Source organism: Mycobacterium sp. NGS11 (genome assembly GCF_059813315.1).
The window spans coordinates 75,112-91,993 of record NZ_JCALEJ010000003.1 but is presented as its reverse complement, the minus strand read 5'-3'; the positions used below and the strand labels follow the sequence as shown (position 1 = coordinate 91,993).

The 16,882-nt window shown below is 68.7% G+C and carries 16 protein-coding genes; 8 read left to right on the top strand and 8 right to left on the bottom strand.

The genetic code is table 11. The features are described from left to right. Positions 1–18: 18 nt before the first annotated feature. The gene (locus AC5Y4T_RS05355; protein ID WP_499952374.1) at positions 19–552 is read right to left on the bottom strand and encodes an FxsA family protein; all 534 of its coding nucleotides are present in this window, start codon (positions 550–552) and stop codon (positions 19–21) included. A 73-nt stretch (positions 553–625) separates the two neighbouring features. On the opposite strand from AC5Y4T_RS05355, the gene AC5Y4T_RS05350 reads away from it, so the two are divergent. Further along, positions 626–1,333: a dienelactone hydrolase family protein gene (locus AC5Y4T_RS05350; protein WP_499949886.1), complete on the top strand. Its 708-nt coding sequence runs from the start codon at positions 626–628 to the stop codon at positions 1,331–1,333. A 4-nt stretch (positions 1,334–1,337) separates the two neighbouring features. Here AC5Y4T_RS05350 and AC5Y4T_RS05345 read toward each other — a convergent pair whose 3' ends face one another. Both AC5Y4T_RS05345 and AC5Y4T_RS05340 read right to left on the bottom strand, forming a co-directional pair. Next, on the bottom strand, positions 1,338–2,201 hold the full coding sequence (locus tag AC5Y4T_RS05345) for a type 1 glutamine amidotransferase domain-containing protein (RefSeq protein WP_499952373.1): 864 nt from the start codon (positions 2,199–2,201) through the stop codon (positions 1,338–1,340). 13 nt (positions 2,202–2,214) lie between these two features. Beyond that, a complete protein-coding gene (locus AC5Y4T_RS05340) occupies positions 2,215–2,604 on the bottom strand; it encodes a PPOX class F420-dependent oxidoreductase (protein WP_499952372.1) in 390 nt (129 codons plus the stop codon). 128 nt (positions 2,605–2,732) lie between these two features. Between AC5Y4T_RS05340 and AC5Y4T_RS05335 the strand changes: the two genes are divergently transcribed. From AC5Y4T_RS05335 to AC5Y4T_RS05320, 4 genes are read left to right on the top strand one after another with little or no spacing between them, the layout of a single operon-like run. Beyond that, the gene (locus AC5Y4T_RS05335; RefSeq protein ID WP_499952371.1) at positions 2,733–3,971 is read left to right on the top strand and encodes a DUF1214 domain-containing protein; all 1,239 of its coding nucleotides are present in this window, start codon (positions 2,733–2,735) and stop codon (positions 3,969–3,971) included. Beyond that, positions 3,968–5,113, top strand: coding sequence for a sulfotransferase family protein (locus tag AC5Y4T_RS05330; RefSeq protein ID WP_499952370.1), 1,146 nt, complete (start codon positions 3,968–3,970; stop codon positions 5,111–5,113). The genes AC5Y4T_RS05335 and AC5Y4T_RS05330 overlap by 4 nt, the downstream gene beginning before the upstream one ends. 1 nt (position 5,114) lies before the next feature. After that, the gene (locus AC5Y4T_RS05325; RefSeq protein WP_499916140.1) at positions 5,115–5,723 is read left to right on the top strand and encodes a TetR/AcrR family transcriptional regulator; all 609 of its coding nucleotides are present in this window, start codon (positions 5,115–5,117) and stop codon (positions 5,721–5,723) included. A 2-nt stretch (positions 5,724–5,725) separates the two neighbouring features. Then, positions 5,726–6,529 carry an SDR family NAD(P)-dependent oxidoreductase gene (locus tag AC5Y4T_RS05320; protein WP_499916138.1) on the top strand — a complete coding sequence of 268 codons (804 nt, stop codon included), beginning with the start codon at positions 5,726–5,728 and terminating at the stop codon, positions 6,527–6,529. An 81-nt stretch (positions 6,530–6,610) separates the two neighbouring features. Here the strand turns inward: AC5Y4T_RS05320 and cobN are convergent, their stop codons facing one another. Genes cobN through AC5Y4T_RS05295 form a run of 5 tightly spaced genes read right to left on the bottom strand, consistent with a single transcriptional unit; the run spans position 6,611 to position 13,523 of the window. Continuing rightward, complete coding sequence (cobN, locus tag AC5Y4T_RS05315) at positions 6,611–10,186, bottom strand: cobaltochelatase subunit CobN (RefSeq protein ID WP_499916136.1); 3,576 nt, start codon at positions 10,184–10,186, stop codon at positions 6,611–6,613. A 3-nt stretch (positions 10,187–10,189) separates the two neighbouring features. Further along, positions 10,190–10,867, bottom strand: coding sequence for an alpha/beta hydrolase family protein (locus tag AC5Y4T_RS05310; RefSeq protein ID WP_499916134.1), 678 nt, complete (start codon positions 10,865–10,867; stop codon positions 10,190–10,192). A gap of 47 nt (positions 10,868–10,914) precedes the next feature. Then, positions 10,915–11,925, bottom strand: coding sequence for an ABC transporter substrate-binding protein (locus tag AC5Y4T_RS05305; protein ID WP_499916132.1), 1,011 nt, complete (start codon positions 11,923–11,925; stop codon positions 10,915–10,917). Beyond that, on the bottom strand, positions 11,922–12,677 hold the full coding sequence (locus tag AC5Y4T_RS05300) for an ABC transporter ATP-binding protein (RefSeq protein ID WP_499916130.1): 756 nt from the start codon (positions 12,675–12,677) through the stop codon (positions 11,922–11,924). The genes AC5Y4T_RS05305 and AC5Y4T_RS05300 overlap by 4 nt, the downstream gene beginning before the upstream one ends. A gap of 12 nt (positions 12,678–12,689) precedes the next feature. Continuing rightward, positions 12,690–13,523: an ABC transporter permease gene (locus tag AC5Y4T_RS05295; RefSeq protein ID WP_499916128.1), complete on the bottom strand. Its 834-nt coding sequence runs from the start codon at positions 13,521–13,523 to the stop codon at positions 12,690–12,692. Between the two features lie 101 nt (positions 13,524–13,624). On the opposite strand from AC5Y4T_RS05295, the gene cobG reads away from it, so the two are divergent. Genes cobG through AC5Y4T_RS05280 form a run of 3 tightly spaced genes read left to right on the top strand, consistent with a single transcriptional unit; the run spans position 13,625 to position 16,881 of the window. Continuing rightward, positions 13,625–14,731 (top strand): precorrin-3B synthase, encoded by a 1,107-nt coding sequence (gene cobG / locus AC5Y4T_RS05290; RefSeq protein ID WP_499916126.1) that lies wholly within the window; start codon positions 13,625–13,627, stop codon positions 14,729–14,731. Between the two features lie 45 nt (positions 14,732–14,776). Beyond that, the gene (locus tag AC5Y4T_RS05285; RefSeq protein ID WP_499916124.1) at positions 14,777–15,403 is read left to right on the top strand and encodes a precorrin-8X methylmutase; all 627 of its coding nucleotides are present in this window, start codon (positions 14,777–14,779) and stop codon (positions 15,401–15,403) included. Further along, positions 15,400–16,881, top strand: coding sequence for a precorrin-2 C(20)-methyltransferase (locus AC5Y4T_RS05280; protein ID WP_499916122.1), 1,482 nt, complete (start codon positions 15,400–15,402; stop codon positions 16,879–16,881). Before AC5Y4T_RS05285 ends, AC5Y4T_RS05280 begins: the two co-directional genes overlap by 4 nt. Position 16,882: the final 1 nt, after the last annotated feature.

The window sequence follows — 16,882 nt, the reverse complement described above, 5'->3', positions numbered from 1 at the left end:
GACGGTCACAACGCCGCGTCAGCGGCCGTCGAATCGTTGCGGCCGCGCCGGCGCCTCGACGTCGCGGACATCGATGACCTCGCCGTCGATGTAGTCGCCGTGGCCGCCAGCGTCCGGGTAGGCCCCACGGGCGTACGAGGCCGGGTACGGATCGCCGCCGAACGCGCCCGCGTAACTGAGTCCCCGCGTCCGCCGCTGCAACTTGCGCATCGCTACTGCGGTCAGCCCGGGGCCGACGCCCGATCGTACCGGCGGGATGAGCAGCAACAAGCCCACCGCCGTGCTCGCCAGGCCGGGCACGAGAACGAGCAGCACCGCCAGGCTGACCAGCGCGCCGTCACCGGCCGCGGCGCGTCGTGCGGCCAGGCCCGAGCGCAGCTGCCCGATTCGGCGGATCAGGTGCGAACCCGCCAGCGGGGCCACGATCCCCCAGCCGAGCAGGAAGGTGGCCAACAGCGCCAGCAGGGTCCAGCCCCATCCGATCGTCAACACAAACGCGAAGATCACCGCGAGTTCGACGACGGCGTAGATCAGCAACAGCCGCGACACCATGCCAGACCAACGCCCGTGGACCACACCTGAGTTCCCGTGGTGCTCGCCGGCGTGGTTGCAGTTAGATGACGCTATGACGACGATTCACATCGATACCCCCGACGGACCGATCGATGCGTTACTGAGCACCCCGCCCGGACAGGGTCCGTGGCCGGGTGTGGTGGTGATCCACGATGCATTCGGTTACGGCCGGGACAAGCAGTCGATCAATGACCGCATCGCGGCGGCGGGCTATCTGGCGATAACCCCGAACATGTATGCCCGCGGCGGCCGCATCCGCTGCATCACCCGCGTCATGAAGGAGCTGCAAACGCAGCGTGGCCGCGCCCTCGACGACATCCTGGCCGCGCGCGATCACCTGAAGGCCATGCCGGAATGCAACGGCCAGGTCGGCATCGCGGGCTTCTGCATGGGCGGTCAGTTCGCTCTTGTCATGTCGCCCAAAGGCTTTGGCGCCTCCGCGCCGTTTTATGGCGCCCCCCTGCCCCGCAACCTCGACAAAACGCTCGACGGCGCGTGCCCGGTGGTGGCCAGCTTCGGCGCCCGCGACCCGCTGGGCCGTGGCGCGCCCGAGAAGCTGAACAAGACCATCGCGGCCAAAAACATCACCGCCGATGTGAAGACCTATCCGGGCGTCGGGCACAGCTTCGCCAACGAGCTGCCGGCCCAGCCGCTGCTTCGCATAGCGGGTTTCGGCTACGACGCGAACGCCACCGAGGATGCGTGGCGGCGGGTGTTCGCGTTCTTCGGCGAGCATCTGGGAACGGGCTCCGCGACGTAGCGGGCTAGTGCGCGGCGTTCAGCTTCTGCGACAACACCGTTGCGAAAGTGTGGGTGTCGCCGGGCCAGCGCGCCGACACGTAGCCGCCGTCGTCGACGACGAAGGCGGGCCTCGAGTCGGTCGGCGTATCGCGCGCCATTCCTGAGGTTTTCAGCCGCCAGTGCGGCGATCCGCGGGCGACGTCGCAAAAATCCGCTGGATCTTCAAGCGCGCGGGTGACTTCCGACTGCACCGACATGTACCCGCCGGGTTGGCCGGGTTCCTCGGTATAGGTCCGGTAGTAGTCGCGATCCCAGAACCGGGTGAATCGGGTGAGGCGCCAGGCCAACCGCTCCATGGCCCACGTCAACGCCGTGGTCTTGCGGCCGTAGAGGATGGACCGGCCGGTCGTGGGATCGGTGCTGCGCGCGGCGAGGAGCACCCCGTGACAAATGGCGGCCACCACCAGCTCGTGCGCGAAGGCGTCCACGACCAGCCGGTGCAGGATGTCGCTGTCGATGTAGCCGCGCATTCCCCGGGCGCGGTGCCCACCCGGCAACAGCAGCCCGTCCACGTCGTCGAGGGTGGCGTGCTCCCAGCTGACCGGATGCTGAAATTCGTTGGAGCGCACCATGTCCCGATACGCACGACGCCCGGTCTTGTTCGCGCGTAGCGTCAGTCCGATCAGCGGGATGGCGCCGAGCAGCGGCAGCGGGGACCAGGCGTCCAGTCCGCGGCCCGTCAGCATGATGTCGTCGGCCGCCCCGGGCGTGCCGCTTTCGGTCGCGAAGACCACCCGGTGGCCGTTTCGCGTCAACACCGACCAGCTGACGGCGACCTCGGTCGGGTCGAAGTCGCGGTCCGGGATCGGGATGAGAACGGTGCCCACGGCGCCTCGGCGGTCAGGCCGCTTTCAGTTCGAGGCCGACGTTGTTGTCCATGCCGCCGCGCAGCTTGCTGAAGAAGTTGAACACCTTGCCCAGCACCCCGTAGCGCTCTCCGATGGCGTCGTAAACGGAGGCCGTCGCCGACTTGTCGAGAATGGCCGCCGTGCCCTCGACGGCCTCGCTGGTCGGGCGGCCGTTCATGGTGCAGGTGGCCAGCGTGACGCGCGGAGTATTGCGGATTCGCTTGACCTTCCACGACTTCTCCTGGGTGATGACCAGCAGCCGGTCCCCACGTTGTTTGTCCAGGGCGGCCCAGATGGGCGTCGGATTGGGCTTGCCGTCCTTGGTGAACGTGGTCAGCAGGATGTATTGCGCCTTGGCGAGATCGGCGAAGGTCGGTGTCACCAGGACAACGTACCGCCGCGCGGTGGGGGCGTTGACATTCTCGGCGCTCGGCTGCGATAGTCATGACAGCTTAACTGAAAACGCTATTTTCAATTAAGGCCGCAGAGCACCGATCGAAGTGGGCAATCATGAGCGATCCGAAAAAGCCGCTGGCGTGGTTGCCGTTCACGATCGCCGAGGCGGCCTTGGCATCCTCTGGCGAGACGAGCGATCCCGACCTGTTTGCGGCGTGGTCACAGCTCTTGAGCCGGCTCGACGAAGCCGCGCGGACGGTCGAATCCGAGCCGGCGAGCCGCAACCGGACCGATGCCGCCGCCGGAATCCGGCACCTGCTGGTGCTGCTCGCCGCGGGTATCGACGAGGCGCTGCGGTTCGATCCGGATCCGGCACTGCGTGTCCAACGCACCAGCACCGATGACATCGTGAGCTGGGGAATGGAGTGCCCGGACTGCCTCTACACCCGCGCCGCGCTGCGCGGCGGGCAGAGCTATCGGCTGTACGGCAACCGCGGCACCGCCCGCTACGTCGGGCTGCAGACGATGAACGGCATCACCGCCACCGCCAACGAGTTGGTCGACGAGCTCGAAGCGGATCCCGACGGCAACTTCGAGGTGGTGCTGTCGCCCTCGAAACAGCCGGGGCAAGAGGGCAATTGGATGCGAATCGAAGGTGAGCATCCCACGTTGACGGTGCGGCACTTCTTCTACGACTGGGATGCCGAGGTGGCATCGTCGCTGCGCATCGAGCGACTCGGCGACCCGGCCCGGGCCACCCCCGGTGCGGTCCACCCCCACTCGGCGGTGACCAGGCAACTGGCGGCGCTCGGCGACTTCGTCGCGGACAACCTGGCGTTCTTTTTGCAGTTCGGGTCCGCCGCACCACCCAACGGCTTCCTGCCCCCGATCGATCGCACCGACATGGGGGCCGCCGCGGAGAACCGGCCGGTGATCGGCCGGTGGGAACTGCGCCCGGGCGAGGCCCTCATCGTCGAAGTGGAGCCACCACAGGGCATTTATTGGAGCTTTTCGATCGGCAACCCGTGGTGGGAGACGATCCATTACGGCCGCCACCAGTCCAGCCTGAATGCCCATCAGGCCGCAGTGGATTCCGATGGATTGGTCCGTGTGGTGTTGTGCGATCGCGACCCCGGCATCGCCAACTGGCTCGACACCGCGGGCCACAGCAACGGTCCGATCATCCTGCGCTGCGTGCGCACCGAAACGGCGCCCACGCCGACGACACGGGTGGTGCCGTTCGACGATGTCCACACCGAGTTGCCTTCGGGCACAGCGCAAGTCACCCCCGAAGAGCGCGCAGGAATCCTCGCGGCCAGGCGCCGCGCGGTGCACGAAAGGTTCGGACGGTGACCTTCGATGCTGACGAGTTAGAGGATGGTGCCCGAACCGCAACCGGCCTCGACGATTTCGGATCGCCCTACTACCGCGAGGGACTCGAACGCATCGTCGACGCGCTGAACCACGAGGCGGACCTCAATGACATCGGGCGGGTCATCCAGCACGCCACCATCAGCAACGCCCTCATCCAACGCCTGAAGGTCGAGGACACCTACCGGCAGCATCCCGAGATCGACGACCAGGCCGTCGGGGGCCCCGTCTTCGTCATCGGCCTGCCCCGCACCGGAACCACCGCGCTGAGCCAGCTGGTGGCCGCCGATCCCCAATTCCGATCGCTGCGCATGTGGGAATCGCAAGCGCCCACCCCGCCACCGGAGGCCGCCACCGAACACAACGACCCGCGGATCGCGCAGGCCGAGGCCGGCCTGAAGATGCTCGACGAGATGTTCCCGCTGATGAAAACCTTGTACAACTCCGAGGCCACGGCGCCGACCGAATGCCAGGACCTGATGGGAATGAGCTTTCGCACCTTCCACTTTGACGGCGCCGTGCGCGCGCCCGGGTATCTCGCGTGGCTGATGGGTTGCGACATGCGCGAAACCTACGTCTTTCATCGGCGAGTTCTCCGGTTGTTGCAATGGCACTGCCCCCCGGTGCTGTGGCACCTCAAGACACCCGTGCACATGTTCGCCCTCGACGCGCTCGTCGAGGCATATCCCGGCGCCAAATTCCTGTGGAGTCACCGCGATCCGGCCAAAGTGATGGGTTCGGTCTGCAGCCTGATCCGGTATGTGCGCAGCTGGAGCAGCGATCGGGACGACGCCAGGGAACTCGGCGCCGAGCAGGTCGACAGCTGGGTCGAAGGCATCCGGCGGGCAATGGATTTCCGCGGCCGGATGGGCGACGACCGATTCGCCGACGTCTCGTTCGCGGACCTTCAGACGGATCCGGTCGGCACGCTGCAATCCAGCTACGCCGCCTTGGGCTTGACCTTCACCGATGACAGCCTCGGCGCGGTCACGCGTTGGGCCGCGGATCACCGGCCCGGCTCCCGCGGCGCGCATGACTATGACCTGGCCGACTACGGCCTAACGCCCGAAGGCGTTCGCGAGCGGTTTGCGAACTATCTCGCCGCCTACGATGCGACGGCCTGACGTGAAAGCACCCCGCACGCGGCGACGCGAAAAACTCGGCCCGGACGCGGCGGTGGGCCGCGAGATCCTCGCCGCCGCGTCAACCGTGTTGCGCGAGCAGGGCGTTGGCGGACTCGGCATCGCGGCGGTGCTTGAGCGGGCCGGACTGAGCACCCGCGCGTTCTATCGCCATTTCGGCTCCAAGGAAGAACTCGTCGCCGCGGTCTTTCTGGAGAGCGCGCGGGGAGAAACGCGACGGCTACGCCGCCGGATGGCCGCTGCCACAACGGACATCGAGTCGGTGATCGCGTGGATCGACGGCCGACTGGACCTGGCATTCGACGACGGCATTGGATCCGATCTGCGCCGCCTGTCGCTGGAAGCTCAATCGCAGTCCCCCGGCCTGGTGCAGCCCGCCTACGCCGAGATGCTCAAGCCGCTGCGCGATGCGCTCGCGCGTGGACAGCAGGCCGGGGTGTTCCGCGACATCGACCCGGTCAGCGACGCCCAGTTCGTCCACGGCGTGGTGTGGGCGGGCATCAACGAGCAGTGGGCGACGGGTGACTGCGACCGCAACGTGTTGCGCGAACGCATATTGCGTTTTTGTCTGCGCGGGCTGAAAGGAGACTAGCGATGGATCTCGGTTTCGGTGGATCGACGGCCGTGGTCACCGGCGGCAGCAAGGGCATGGGGCTGGCGATCGCCGAAACCCTTGCCGCCGAAGGCGCCAGCGTGGCGGTGATGGCCCGTGGCCGTGCAGCCCTCGACGCCGCCGTGACGGCGTTGCGCGAGGCCGGCGCGCCGGACGCCGTCGGGATCAGCGTCGACATGACCGACGCACAGTCGATCGCCGACGGATTCGCCGCGGTGGCCGAGCGTTGGGGGCGGCTCAACGCGCTGGTCCACACGATCGGGCCGGGCGACGGCTATTTCGAGCAGCTCGACGACGCGGGGTGGGACGACACGTTCGCGCTCGGCACCATGTCAGGGGTGCGGGCGATCCGCGGGGCGTTACCGCTGCTGCGCGCGGCGGAATGGGCCCGCATCGTCACCTTTGCGGCACACTCGATCCAGCGGCAAAACCCGCGGATCGTCGCGTACACGGCGTCCAAGGCGGCGTTGGCCAGCGTCACCAAGAATTTATCGAAAAGCCTTGCCACCGATGGCATTCTGGTCAACTGCGTGTGCCCGGGAACCATCGTCACCGCCAGCTTCACCGAGAACCTCAAGGACATTCTCGCCGCCGACGGCCTGGACGCGACCAATCCCGTCGACGTCATGACCTGGATCGACAACAACTTTCACCAACCCTGCGACCTCGGCCGCGCCGGGCTGCCCGAAGAGGTCGCCTCCCTGACCGCCTACCTGGCGTCGCGGCGCAACGGCTATGTCACCGGGGCCACCGTCAACGTGGACGGCGGCTCCGATTTTGTGTAGCTGTGGTTCGGCGAGCAGACGCGAAAGTGCCCGACACGCCGAGGATTTTGGCACTTTCGCGTCTGCTCGCGGCAGAAAAAATTAGCCCTCGAGATCGCCTTCGGTTTCCAGCAGCGCCTGGCGCAGCCCGTCGAGCGTTTCCGGTTGCGGCTGCGCCCACATGCCGCGGCCCGCGGCCTCCAGGAGCCGTTCGGCCATGCCGTGCAGCGCCCAGGGATTCGATTCCGACATGAACTTGCGGTTCTCCGGGTCCAGCACGTAGCGCTCGGTGAGCTGTTCGTACATCCAGTCGGCCATCACCCCGGCCGTCGCGTCGTAGCCGAACAGGTAGTCCACGGTCGCCGCCATCTCGAACGCGCCCTTGTATCCATGCCGCCGCATCGCCGACATCCAGCGCGGATTGACGACGCGCGCGCGGAACACCCGGGTGGTCTCCTCCGACAGCGTGCGGGTGCGTATGGCATCGGGGCGGGTGTTGTCGCCGATGTAGGCGGCCGGGGCCTGCCCGGTCAGCGCGCGCACCGTGGCCACCATGCCGCCGTGGTACTGAAAATAGTCGTCGGAGTCGGCGATGTCGTGTTCGCGGGTATCGGTGTTCTTGGCGGCCACCGCGATACGCCGGTACTGCCGGTTCATGTCGTCGACGGCCTCGCGGCCGTCCAGGTCGCGGCCGTAGGCGAAGCCACCCCAGGCGGTGTACACGGCGGCGAGGTCGGCGTCGTCACGCCAGTTGCGGCTGTCGATGAGCTGCAACAGGCCGGCGCCATAGGTGCCCGGCTTGGATCCGAAAATCCTTGTGGTGGAGCGGCGTTGATCGCCGTGCTGAGCCAGGTCGGCCTGGGCGTGCGCGCGGACGTAGTTCTGCTCGGCGGGTTCGTCGAGGTCGGCGACCAGCCGCACAGCGTCGTCGAGCATCGTCACGACGTGCGGGAAGGCATCCCGGAAGAAACCGGAGATGCGGACCGTCACGTCGATGCGCGGACGGCCAAGCTCAGCGAGCGGGATCGGCGCCAGGTCGACGACCCGCCGCGAGGCGTCGTCCCACGCCGGCCGGACACCGAGCAGCGCAAGGACTTCGGCGATGTCGTCACCGGCGGTGCGCATGGCCGAGGTGCCCCACACCGAGAGCCCGACGGATTGCGGCCATCGCCCGTGGTCGTCGCGGTACCGGGTCAACAGTGAATCGGCAAGCGCGACACCGGCTTCCCAGGCCAGGCGAGATGGCACGGCCTTGGGGTCGACGGAGTAGAAGTTGCGACCGGTGGGCAGCACGTTGACCAGGCCGCGCAGCGGCGAGCCGGACGGGCCGGCCGGGATGAATCGGCCATTGAGGGCGCGCAGCACCTGCTCGATCTCGGCGGCGGTGCCGGCGAGCCGTGGCACCACTTCGGTGGCCGCGAATCGCAGCACCGCCGCGACGTCGGCGTTGTCGGTGATCCGTTCGGCCGCATCGGCATCCCAGCCCGTCGCCTGTAAAGCGGCGACGAGCTCGCGGGCCGCCGCCTCTGTTCGATCGACCGTGGTCCGGTCGTCGGTGCCGTCCTCGGCCAGGCCCAGCGCCTGACGCAATCCGGGCAGGGTGTGCTCGCCGCCGAACAGTTGGCGTGCCCGCAGGATCGCCAGCACCAGGTCCAGTTCGGCGTCGCCCGTTGGCTTTTGCCCCAGGATGTGCAAGCCGTCGCGAATCTGGACATCCTTGATCTCGCACAGCCACCCGTCGACGTGCAGCAGCATGTCGTCGAATGAGTCTTCTTCGGGCCGCTCGGTCAGACCCAGGTCGTGGTCCATCTTCGCGGCCCGCATCAGCGTCCAGATCTGCTGGCGGATCGCGGGTAGCTTGCCCGGATCCAGGGCGGCGACGTTGGCGTGCTCGTCGAGCAACTGCTCCAAACGGGCGATGTCACCGTAGGTTTCGGCGCGCGCCATCGGCGGGATGAGGTGGTCGACCAGAACGGCGTGCGCGCGCCTTTTGGCCTGTGTGCCCTCACCGGGATCGTTGACCAGGAACGGGTAGATCATCGGCAGATCGCCCAGCGCGGCATCCGGGCCGCAGGCCGCCGACATGCCCAGCGTCTTGCCGGGCAACCATTCCAGGTTGCCGTGCTTGCCCAGATGCACCACCGCGTGCGACCCGAAGCCGGCGTCCAGCCAGTGATACGCGGCCAGGTAGTGGTGGCTGGGCGGCAGATCCGGGTCGTGGTAGATCGCGACCGGGTTTTCGCCGAACCCGCGGGGCGGCTGCACCATCAGCACCAGGTTCTCGGATTGCATTGCGGCGATGACGATTTCGCCGTCGGGATCGCGGCTGCGGTCCACGAAGAGATTTCCGGGCGCCGGGCCCCAGTGCTCCGTCACCGCGTCGGTGAATTCGGGGGGCAGGGTGGCGAACCATTCGCGGTAATCCTTGGCGGACACCCGGATCGGGTTGCCGGCGAGCTGGCCTTCGGTGAGCCAGTCGGGGTCCTGGCCGCCCCGTTCGATCAGAGCGTGGATCAGGGCGTCACCGTCGCCGGCCTCGACGCCCGGCAGTTCACCCACCCGGTAGCCGTGAGCGCGCATCGCCTGCAGCAGCGCGATGGCGCTTGCCGGCGTGTCCAATCCGACCGCGTTGCCGATGCGGGCGTGCTTGGTGGGATAGGCCGAGAACACCAGGGCCACCCGCTTATCCGCCGGTGCGACGTGGCGCAGCCGCGCGTGGCGCACCGCCAGTCCGGCGACCCGGGCGCAGCGTTCCGGGTCGGCGACATAGGAGATCAGCCCGTCGGAGTCGATCTCTTTGAAGGAGAACGGGACCGTGATGATGCGGCCGTCGAACTCGGGCACCGCCACCTGGCTGGCCACGTCGAGCGGATTCAGGCCGTCATCGTTCGCGCGCCATTGGGCCCGCGGGCTGGTCAGGCACAGCCCTTGCAGGATCGGGATATCCAGGGCGGCAAGATGTTCGACGTTCCAGCTGTCGTCGTCGCCGCCGGCGGAGACCGTGGCCGGCTTCAGTCCCCCGGCCGCCAGCACGGTCACCACCATGGCGTCGGCGTCGCCGAGTCGTCGCAGCAGCTCGGGTTCGGCGGTGCGCAGCGACGCGCAGTAGACCGGCATCGGCCGCGCGCCGGCGTCCTCGATGGCCCGGCACAACGCCTCGACGTAGCCGGTGTTGCCGGCCAGGTGCTGCGCGCGGTAGTACAGCACCGCAATCGTCGGGCCGTCCGTATCGGCGACGTTCGGCGTCGGCAGCTCTCCCCACGTCGGCGTCACGACCGGCGGGGTGAACCCGAACCCGGTCATCAGCACGGTGTCCGAGAGGAAGGCGTGCAGCTGACGCAGGTTGTCCACGCCGCCGTGGGCCAGATAGATGTGCGCCTGCACCGCGATCCCGGCGGCCAGCGTGGACAGACCGGTCAGTTCGGCGTCGGCGGCCTGCTCGCCGCTGACCAAGACCGCCGGCACCCCGCTGGCGATCACCGTGTCGATGCCGCTTTGCCAGGCCCGATAGCCGCCGAGGATCCGCACCACCACGATGGCGGCGCCGGCCAGCAGGTCGGGCAATTCGTCTTCCGAGAGCCGCGACGGGTTGGCCCACCGAAAGTTCTTCCCGCTGGATCGGGCGCTGATCAGGTCCGTGTCGGATGTCGACAGCAGCAGGATGGTCGGCTCAGCCACCCATCATTCGTACCGCAGTGTCGCCGCGATCCGAGCGGCGACCTCCTCGGCCCCCCGCAGCGCCTCCTTGCTCGTGCCCGGTTCGTAGCGGTCGGCGAGGGCGTCGTAGTCGGCGCCGGCGATCGAGCCGTGATCGGCGGCCAGTTCGACCACCTCCACCGGCCAGCCGACGCGTTCCAGGCGGGCGGCGAAGTCTCTGCTCGCGTGCACGGGGACGACGTCGTCGTCGAGGCCGTGCAGCAAGGTGAACGGCGAACCGATATCGGCACCGCTGAGCCCGTCGGTCAGCGCCGCACCGAAGATGGGATCGGGGACCATGAAAGCTCCGGCCAGGCAGACCGTGTGTGCGGGAGCGAAGTCGAGCCGCCCCGCGTGCAACGTGGCACCCGCCGCCGCGGCACCGCCCATCGACCATCCGACCAGCAGGATGCGCTCGGCGTCGGTGGCGAGGTTGCGGGCGAACGTCAGCGACGCCAGCAGATCTGCCCGCCCGCCGTCCTGGGCATGGGAGTTCCAGTCCGGGGCGACCACCGCGGCGCCACGCTCGGCCAGCATCCCGGCCAGTGGGCCGACGGCGGCACGGGCATCGGTTTGCGCGCCATGCCACAGCAAGATCGTGAACGGCGCAGGCTCGCCGAAGACGTCGGCCATGCGGCCCGGGGCATATTCCACCGTTCTCACGGCCACGAGGATGCCCGCGCCGGGGCCTTTTCAACCCCACGGGCTGATCAGCTGGCGAGGCCGGGCCGCAGCGCCTCGTTGAATCGGCGGTCGACCCAGTTGGCGAACCTGGGTGACGATGCGAGCTGGCCGGCGGCCGCGAACAAGTCGGCCAGTTTCTGCTCGGAGGCGACCACGTCGTCACCGAGTTCGGTCGGCAGCCGCAGGCTGCGCGTCGCCGCGACCGTCGCCACCTTTGGATCCAAACCCACTGCTGCGGAATAGCTTTGAGCCCATTCCTGCGGATGAGCCCTGGCCCACTGCACGGCCTTCTCGAAACGCACCAGCAGGTCGGACAGCGCGGTGTTGCGTCTCGGGTCGTCCAGCGCCTGGTCGGACGCGACACCGACCCAGTCGCCATTGGTGACGCCCTGCGCCTCGGCGATGCTGCGCACCGGGATCTGCTGCTCGGCCTGGGCCGTGTACGGATCCCAGATGGCCCACGCGTCGGCCTGGTGCTGACTGAACGCGGACAGCGCATCGGCGGGCTGCAGGAATACGAATTTCACCTCGGCGGGTTTGAGCCCGGCCTTGTCCAGCTGGGCCAGCAGGTTGGCGTGCGACGAGCTGCCCTTGGCGACGGCGACTGCCTTACCGCGCAACTCGGAGACCGACGTGATCGGCGAATCCGCGTGCACCAGAACACGATTGCCCACACCACCGCCACCGTATGCGGAGACCGCCTTGATCTTCGCGTTGCTGGCGGCCCCGAAGATCGGCGGCGTGTTACCGGTGATCGCGAAGTCGATCTTGCCCGCGGTGGCGGCCTCGACTTGTGGCGGCCCGGAGGTGAACGTCGAGAACGCGACCCGATAGGGCAGGTTTTCCAACTGCCCGGCGGCGCGCAGCAGCGCTTCGGTACCGCCCTTCTGATCCCCCACCTGCAGCGTGAGACCCGACAACTCCGAGACGGGCACCGCGGCCGGCGGCGGCTTGGGCCCCAGACTGGCGCTGCGCGAAACGCATCCGGTCAACAGCAGTGCGAGCGCAAGCACCAGCGCGATGAATCCGCGCATCAAAGCCGCACGCCAAGACGATCCAGCAGCTCGACGCGATGCTGGTCGTTGTGGGCACCCGGATCGCCGGGTGCGCGGCGAGGCTCGTCGATGGACAGCGTGTGGATGACGCGGCCTTCCTCGAGCACCAGCACGCGGTCGGCCAGCGCCACGGCTTCGTCGACATCATGGGTGATCAGCAACAGCCCGAAGCGATGCCGGCGCCACAGATCCAGCAGCAGCGTGTGCATGGTCAACCGGGTCAGCGCGTCCAGCGCGCCGAACGGCTCGTCGAGCAACAGCAGTTGCGGTTCGGCGACCAGCGCCCGGGCCAGCGAAACCCGTTGCGCCTGACCGCCGGACAGGGTCAGCGGCCACGCGCCGGCGTGGTCGGACAGCCCGACGTCGGCCAGCGCCCGGTCGGCGCGAGCCCGGACTTGCGCCCGCGGCAGGCGGCTGCGGGCCAGGCCGTAACCGGCGTTCGTCCGCACGTCGCGCCATGGAAACAGGCGCGGCTCCTGGAACGCGAGGGCCGGGGCGCCGGCAACCACACGCTGCCCGCTGTGGTCATCGGACAGACCGGCGAGCACCCGCAGCACAGTCGATTTGCCCGAGCCGCTGCGCCCGATCAGCGCGACGATCTCACCGCGACGCACCCGCACCGAAACGTCGTTCAGCACTTGCCGATTGCCGTACCACTTGCCGACGTGGCGCAGTTCCCCGGCGATGCCGGTCGCCCCGCGAGTAGCGGCGTCCGATTCCGCGATGAGTGTCAAAGCCCGGACCTTTCAGTGTCGGTAGCGCAGGGTGCGACGCTCGATGAGCCGGACGACCGCATCGGTGACGATGCCCAGCAGCGCATAGATGGTCAGCCCGAAGATGATGATGTCGATGCGCAAGAAATCTCGGGCGTTGTTGATCAGGAAGCCGATTCCCTTGTCGGCGTTGATCTGCTCGGCGACGATCAGCGTCAGCCACGCGATGGCCAGCGACTGCCGGAAACCCACCAGCACCTGCGGCGCCGTGCTGGGCACGATGATCCGGGTGAACCGCTGAAAAAACGAAAAACCCAGCACCTGAGCGGTTTCCAGCATCTTCGGGTCGACCTGCCGGATCGCCGAAAACGTGTTCAGGTACAGGGGGAAGACCACACCAAGGGCAACGAGCAACACCTTGGGCAGCTCGCCGATGCCGAACCAGAGGATGAACAGCGGGATCAGCCCGAGGTGGGGCAGTGCCCGGATCATCTGCATCGGTGGGTCCAAGGTCGATTCGACCCAGCGCGACAACCCGACCGCCGCGCCCGCCACAAGCCCGATGATCCCGCCCAGCAGCAGCCCCTCGACAACCCGGACGGTGGAAATGTGCAGCGCGTCGGCGAGCTGACCATTGCGGGTCAACTCCACGCCGGCCTCGACGATCAAGGACGGGGCCGGAAGGACATCTGCGGGAATCACACCGAGCGCGCTGCCCAGCTGCCACAACGCCAACAGCATCAGCGGCGACACGACGCGCACGACTTCCCATTTGCGACGCGCCCATACTCCGCTCGGCCCACCGGCTGGTGCGCTGCCCGGGTTGCTCGACCTCGACGCAGCGTCGAGTGCGGTGGCAATGCTCACCGTGCGGACGCTATGGCGCGACCAGGGGCTTGAGTAAGGGTTTACGTCTGGCTGAAGGCAATCCCGGCCGTCGCCCTCGGCGCGGGCCGTACCGTGGACGGGTGGCCAGGACGCGCGACACGGACGCATGCCCGGGTGCGCTGCAGGTGCACCAGGCGGCCGATGGCGCCCTGGCCCGGGTCCGGCTGCCCGGCGGCATGATCACGGCCGCCCAGCTGGCCGCGTTGGCAACCGTAAGCAGCCAGTTGGGTTCGGGCACGCTCGAGCTGACCGCCCGGGGCAACGTGCAGTTGCGCGGGCTGACCGACGTGACCGCGGTCGCCGAGGCGCTGGCTGCCGCGGGCCTGTTGCCGTCGATGACGCATGAGCGGGTCCGCAACATCGTGGCGTCACCGTTGTCGGGACGCTGCGGCGGCAACCTCGACGCGCGGCCGTGGGTCAAAGAGCTGGACGCCGCGATCTGCCGCGAGCCCAGGCTCGCCGGGCTGGGTGGCCGGTTCTGGTTCGGCCTGGACGACGGGCGTGCCGACGTATCGGGGCTGCGCGCCGACATCGGCGTCCACGCATTCGCCGACGAGTGTGCGTTGTTGCTTGCCGGACGCGACACCGGCGTCCGGCTGGCGGCCGGCGAAGTGGTCAAAACGTTGGCGACCCTGGCCCTACGGTTCGTCGACATCCGCGGAACGGCTTGGCGCGTCCAGGAATTGGATGACGTTCGGCAACTGCTACCCGACGCCGCCCCGCGCGCCACGTCCTTTCCGGCCGTCACCACGGCGCCGGTGGGCTGGATCGGCCAGGACTGCCCCGGTCAGCAAGGTCGGGTGACGCTAGGCGCCGCGGTGCCGCTGGGGGTGCTGCCGGCACGCGTTGCGGAGTACCTGGCCGCGATCGAGGCGCCGTTGGTGATCACGCCGTGGCGCTCGGTGCTGGTGTGTGATCTGAGCGAAGAGGTGGCCGACACCGCCCTGCGGGTACTGGCGCCCCTGGGCCTGGTGTTCGACGAGAACTCGCCCTGGTTGACCGTCAGCGCGTGCACCGGCAGCCCCGGCTGCGCGCGCTCGGCCGCCGACGTGCGGGCCGACGCGGCGCAATCCCTGGATGCCGCCTCGACGGTGCACCGGCACTTCGTCGGCTGCGACCGGGCCTGCGGCAGTCCGCTCGCCGGTGAGGTGCTGATGGCCACGCCAGACGGATACCGCAGGCTGTAACCGGGCGCAGCGGGTCGTCACTCCACCAAGCTTTAGGGTGGGCGAGTGCTCGACTACATTCGCGACGCGGCGGAGATCTATCGCCAGTCGTTCGCGACGATCCGCGCCGAAGCCGACCTGGCCCGCTTCCCCGCCGACGTGGCACAAGTGGTGGTCCGGTTGATCCACACCTGCGGCCAGGTCGACGTCGCCGAGCATGTCGCCTTCACGGACGACGTCGTCGAACGAGTCCGCACAGCCCTGCTCAGCGGCGCTCCGGTGCTGTGCGATTCGTCGATGGTGGCCGCCGGGATCACCGCCGCGCGACTGCCGGCCGACAACCAGGTGGTGTCCCTGGTGGCCGATCCGCGGGCTGCCGAGCTGGCCGCACGCCGGCAGACCACTCGCTCGGCGGCCGGCGTGGAGCTGTGGGCGGACCGGCTGCCCGGAGCGGTGCTGGCGATCGGCAACGCCCCGACCGCGCTGTTTCGGCTGCTCGAGTTGATCGACGACGGAGTCGCCCCGCCGGCCGGGGTGCTCGGCGGGCCGGTGGGTTTCGTGGGATCGGCGCAGTCCAAACAGGAGCTCATCGACAACCCGCGCGGAACGTCGTATCTGGTGGTGCGGGGACGTCGCGGGGGCAGCGCGATGGCCGCCGCCGCCGTCAACGCGATTGCCAGCGAGCGCGAATGAGCACCCACAGGGGCACGTTGTGGGGCGTCGGGCTGGGGCCCGGGGACCCGGAATTGGTGACGGTCAAGGCCGCGCGGGTGATCGGCGAGGCCGACGTGGTGGCTTATCACAGCGCCCGGCACGGCCGCAGCATCGCCCGCGGGATCGCCGAACCGTATCTGCGGCCGGGGCAGATCGAAGAGCACCTGGTGTACCCCGTCACTACCGAGACCACCGACCATCCCGGCGGCTATGCCGGTGCCATCGAGGACTTCTACATCGAGGCCACCGAGCGCATCGCGGCGCACCTCGACGCCGGTCGCAATGTGGCCCTGCTGGCCGAGGGCGATCCGCTGTTCTACAGCTCCTACATGCATCTGCACACCCGGCTGACCGCACGGTTCGACGCGGTCATCGTGCCCGGCGTGACCTCGGTGAGCGCGGCCTCGGCGGCCATCGCGACACCGTTGGTGGCCGGCGACGAGGTGCTGTCGGTGCTGCCGGGCACGCTGCCGGTCGAGGAGCTGACCCGTCGCCTCGCCGACGCCGACGCCGCCGTCGTGCTCAAACTCGGACGCTCGTATCACGCTGTGCGCGAAGCGCTTTCGGCATCCGGACAGCTCGAGGAGGCGTTCTATGTGGAGCGGGCCAGCACCGCCACGCAACGCATACTGCCCGCCGCCGAGGTCGACGAGGCCGGCGTTCCGTATTTTTCGCTGGCGATATTGCCGGGCGGGCAGCGTGGACGGCGCACACCCGCCGCCGGCAGCGTCACGGTGGTGGGGCTGGGCCCCGGCGACATGGACTGGATGACGCCGCAGACCCGGCGAGAGCTTGCCGCGGCGACGGATTTGATCGGCTACGGCGGCTACTTGAACCGCGTGCCGGTCCAATACGGCCAGCGGCGCCACCCCAGCGACAACCGCGACGAGCCCGAACGGGCCCGGTTGGCGTGCGCGCTGGCCGAGCGGGGCCGTGCCGTGGCGGTGGTGTCGTCGGGTGACCCGGGCGTGTTCGCCATGGCGACCGCGGTGCTCGAAGAGGCCAAAGAATGGCCGGGTGTGCAGGTCCGCGTCATCCCGGCGATGACCGCCGCCCAGGCGGTGGCCAGCCGGGTCGGCGCCCCGCTGGGGCACGATTACGCGGTGATCTCGCTGTCCGATCGCCTCAAGCCGTGGGAAGTGATCTGCGCGCGACTGCAGGCCGCCGCCGCCGCCGACCTGGTGCTGGCGATCTACAACCCGGCTTCCAAGACGCGAACGTGGCAGGTCGGCGCGATGCGTGACATCTTGCTGGCCCACCGCGAACCCGGCACTCCCGTGGTGATCGGCCGCAACGTGTCCGGCCCCGACGAGGACGTCCGCGTGGTCAGGCTGGCTGACCTGGACGCCGCCGAGATCGACATGCGCTGCCTGCTGATCGTCGGGTCGTCGCAAACCCAGTGGTACTCACACGATTCCACCGACCGCGTCTTCACCCCGCGGCGGTACCGGGCCTGAG

Bases quoted from the DNA above. Each gene is read 5' to 3' on its own strand.
- AC5Y4T_RS05355 (WP_499952374.1), bottom strand. From the start codon at position 552: ATGGTGTCGCGGCTGTTGCTGATCTACGCCGTCGTCGAACTCGCGGTG.
- AC5Y4T_RS05350 (WP_499949886.1), top strand. From the start codon at position 626: ATGACGACGATTCACATCGATACCCCCGACGGACCGATCGATGCGTTA.
- AC5Y4T_RS05335 (WP_499952371.1), top strand. From the start codon at position 2,733: ATGAGCGATCCGAAAAAGCCGCTGGCGTGGTTGCCGTTCACGATCGCC.
- AC5Y4T_RS05320 (WP_499916138.1), top strand. From the start codon at position 5,726: ATGGATCTCGGTTTCGGTGGATCGACGGCCGTGGTCACCGGCGGCAGC.
- AC5Y4T_RS05280 (WP_499916122.1), top strand. From the start codon at position 15,400: ATGAGCACCCACAGGGGCACGTTGTGGGGCGTCGGGCTGGGGCCCGGG.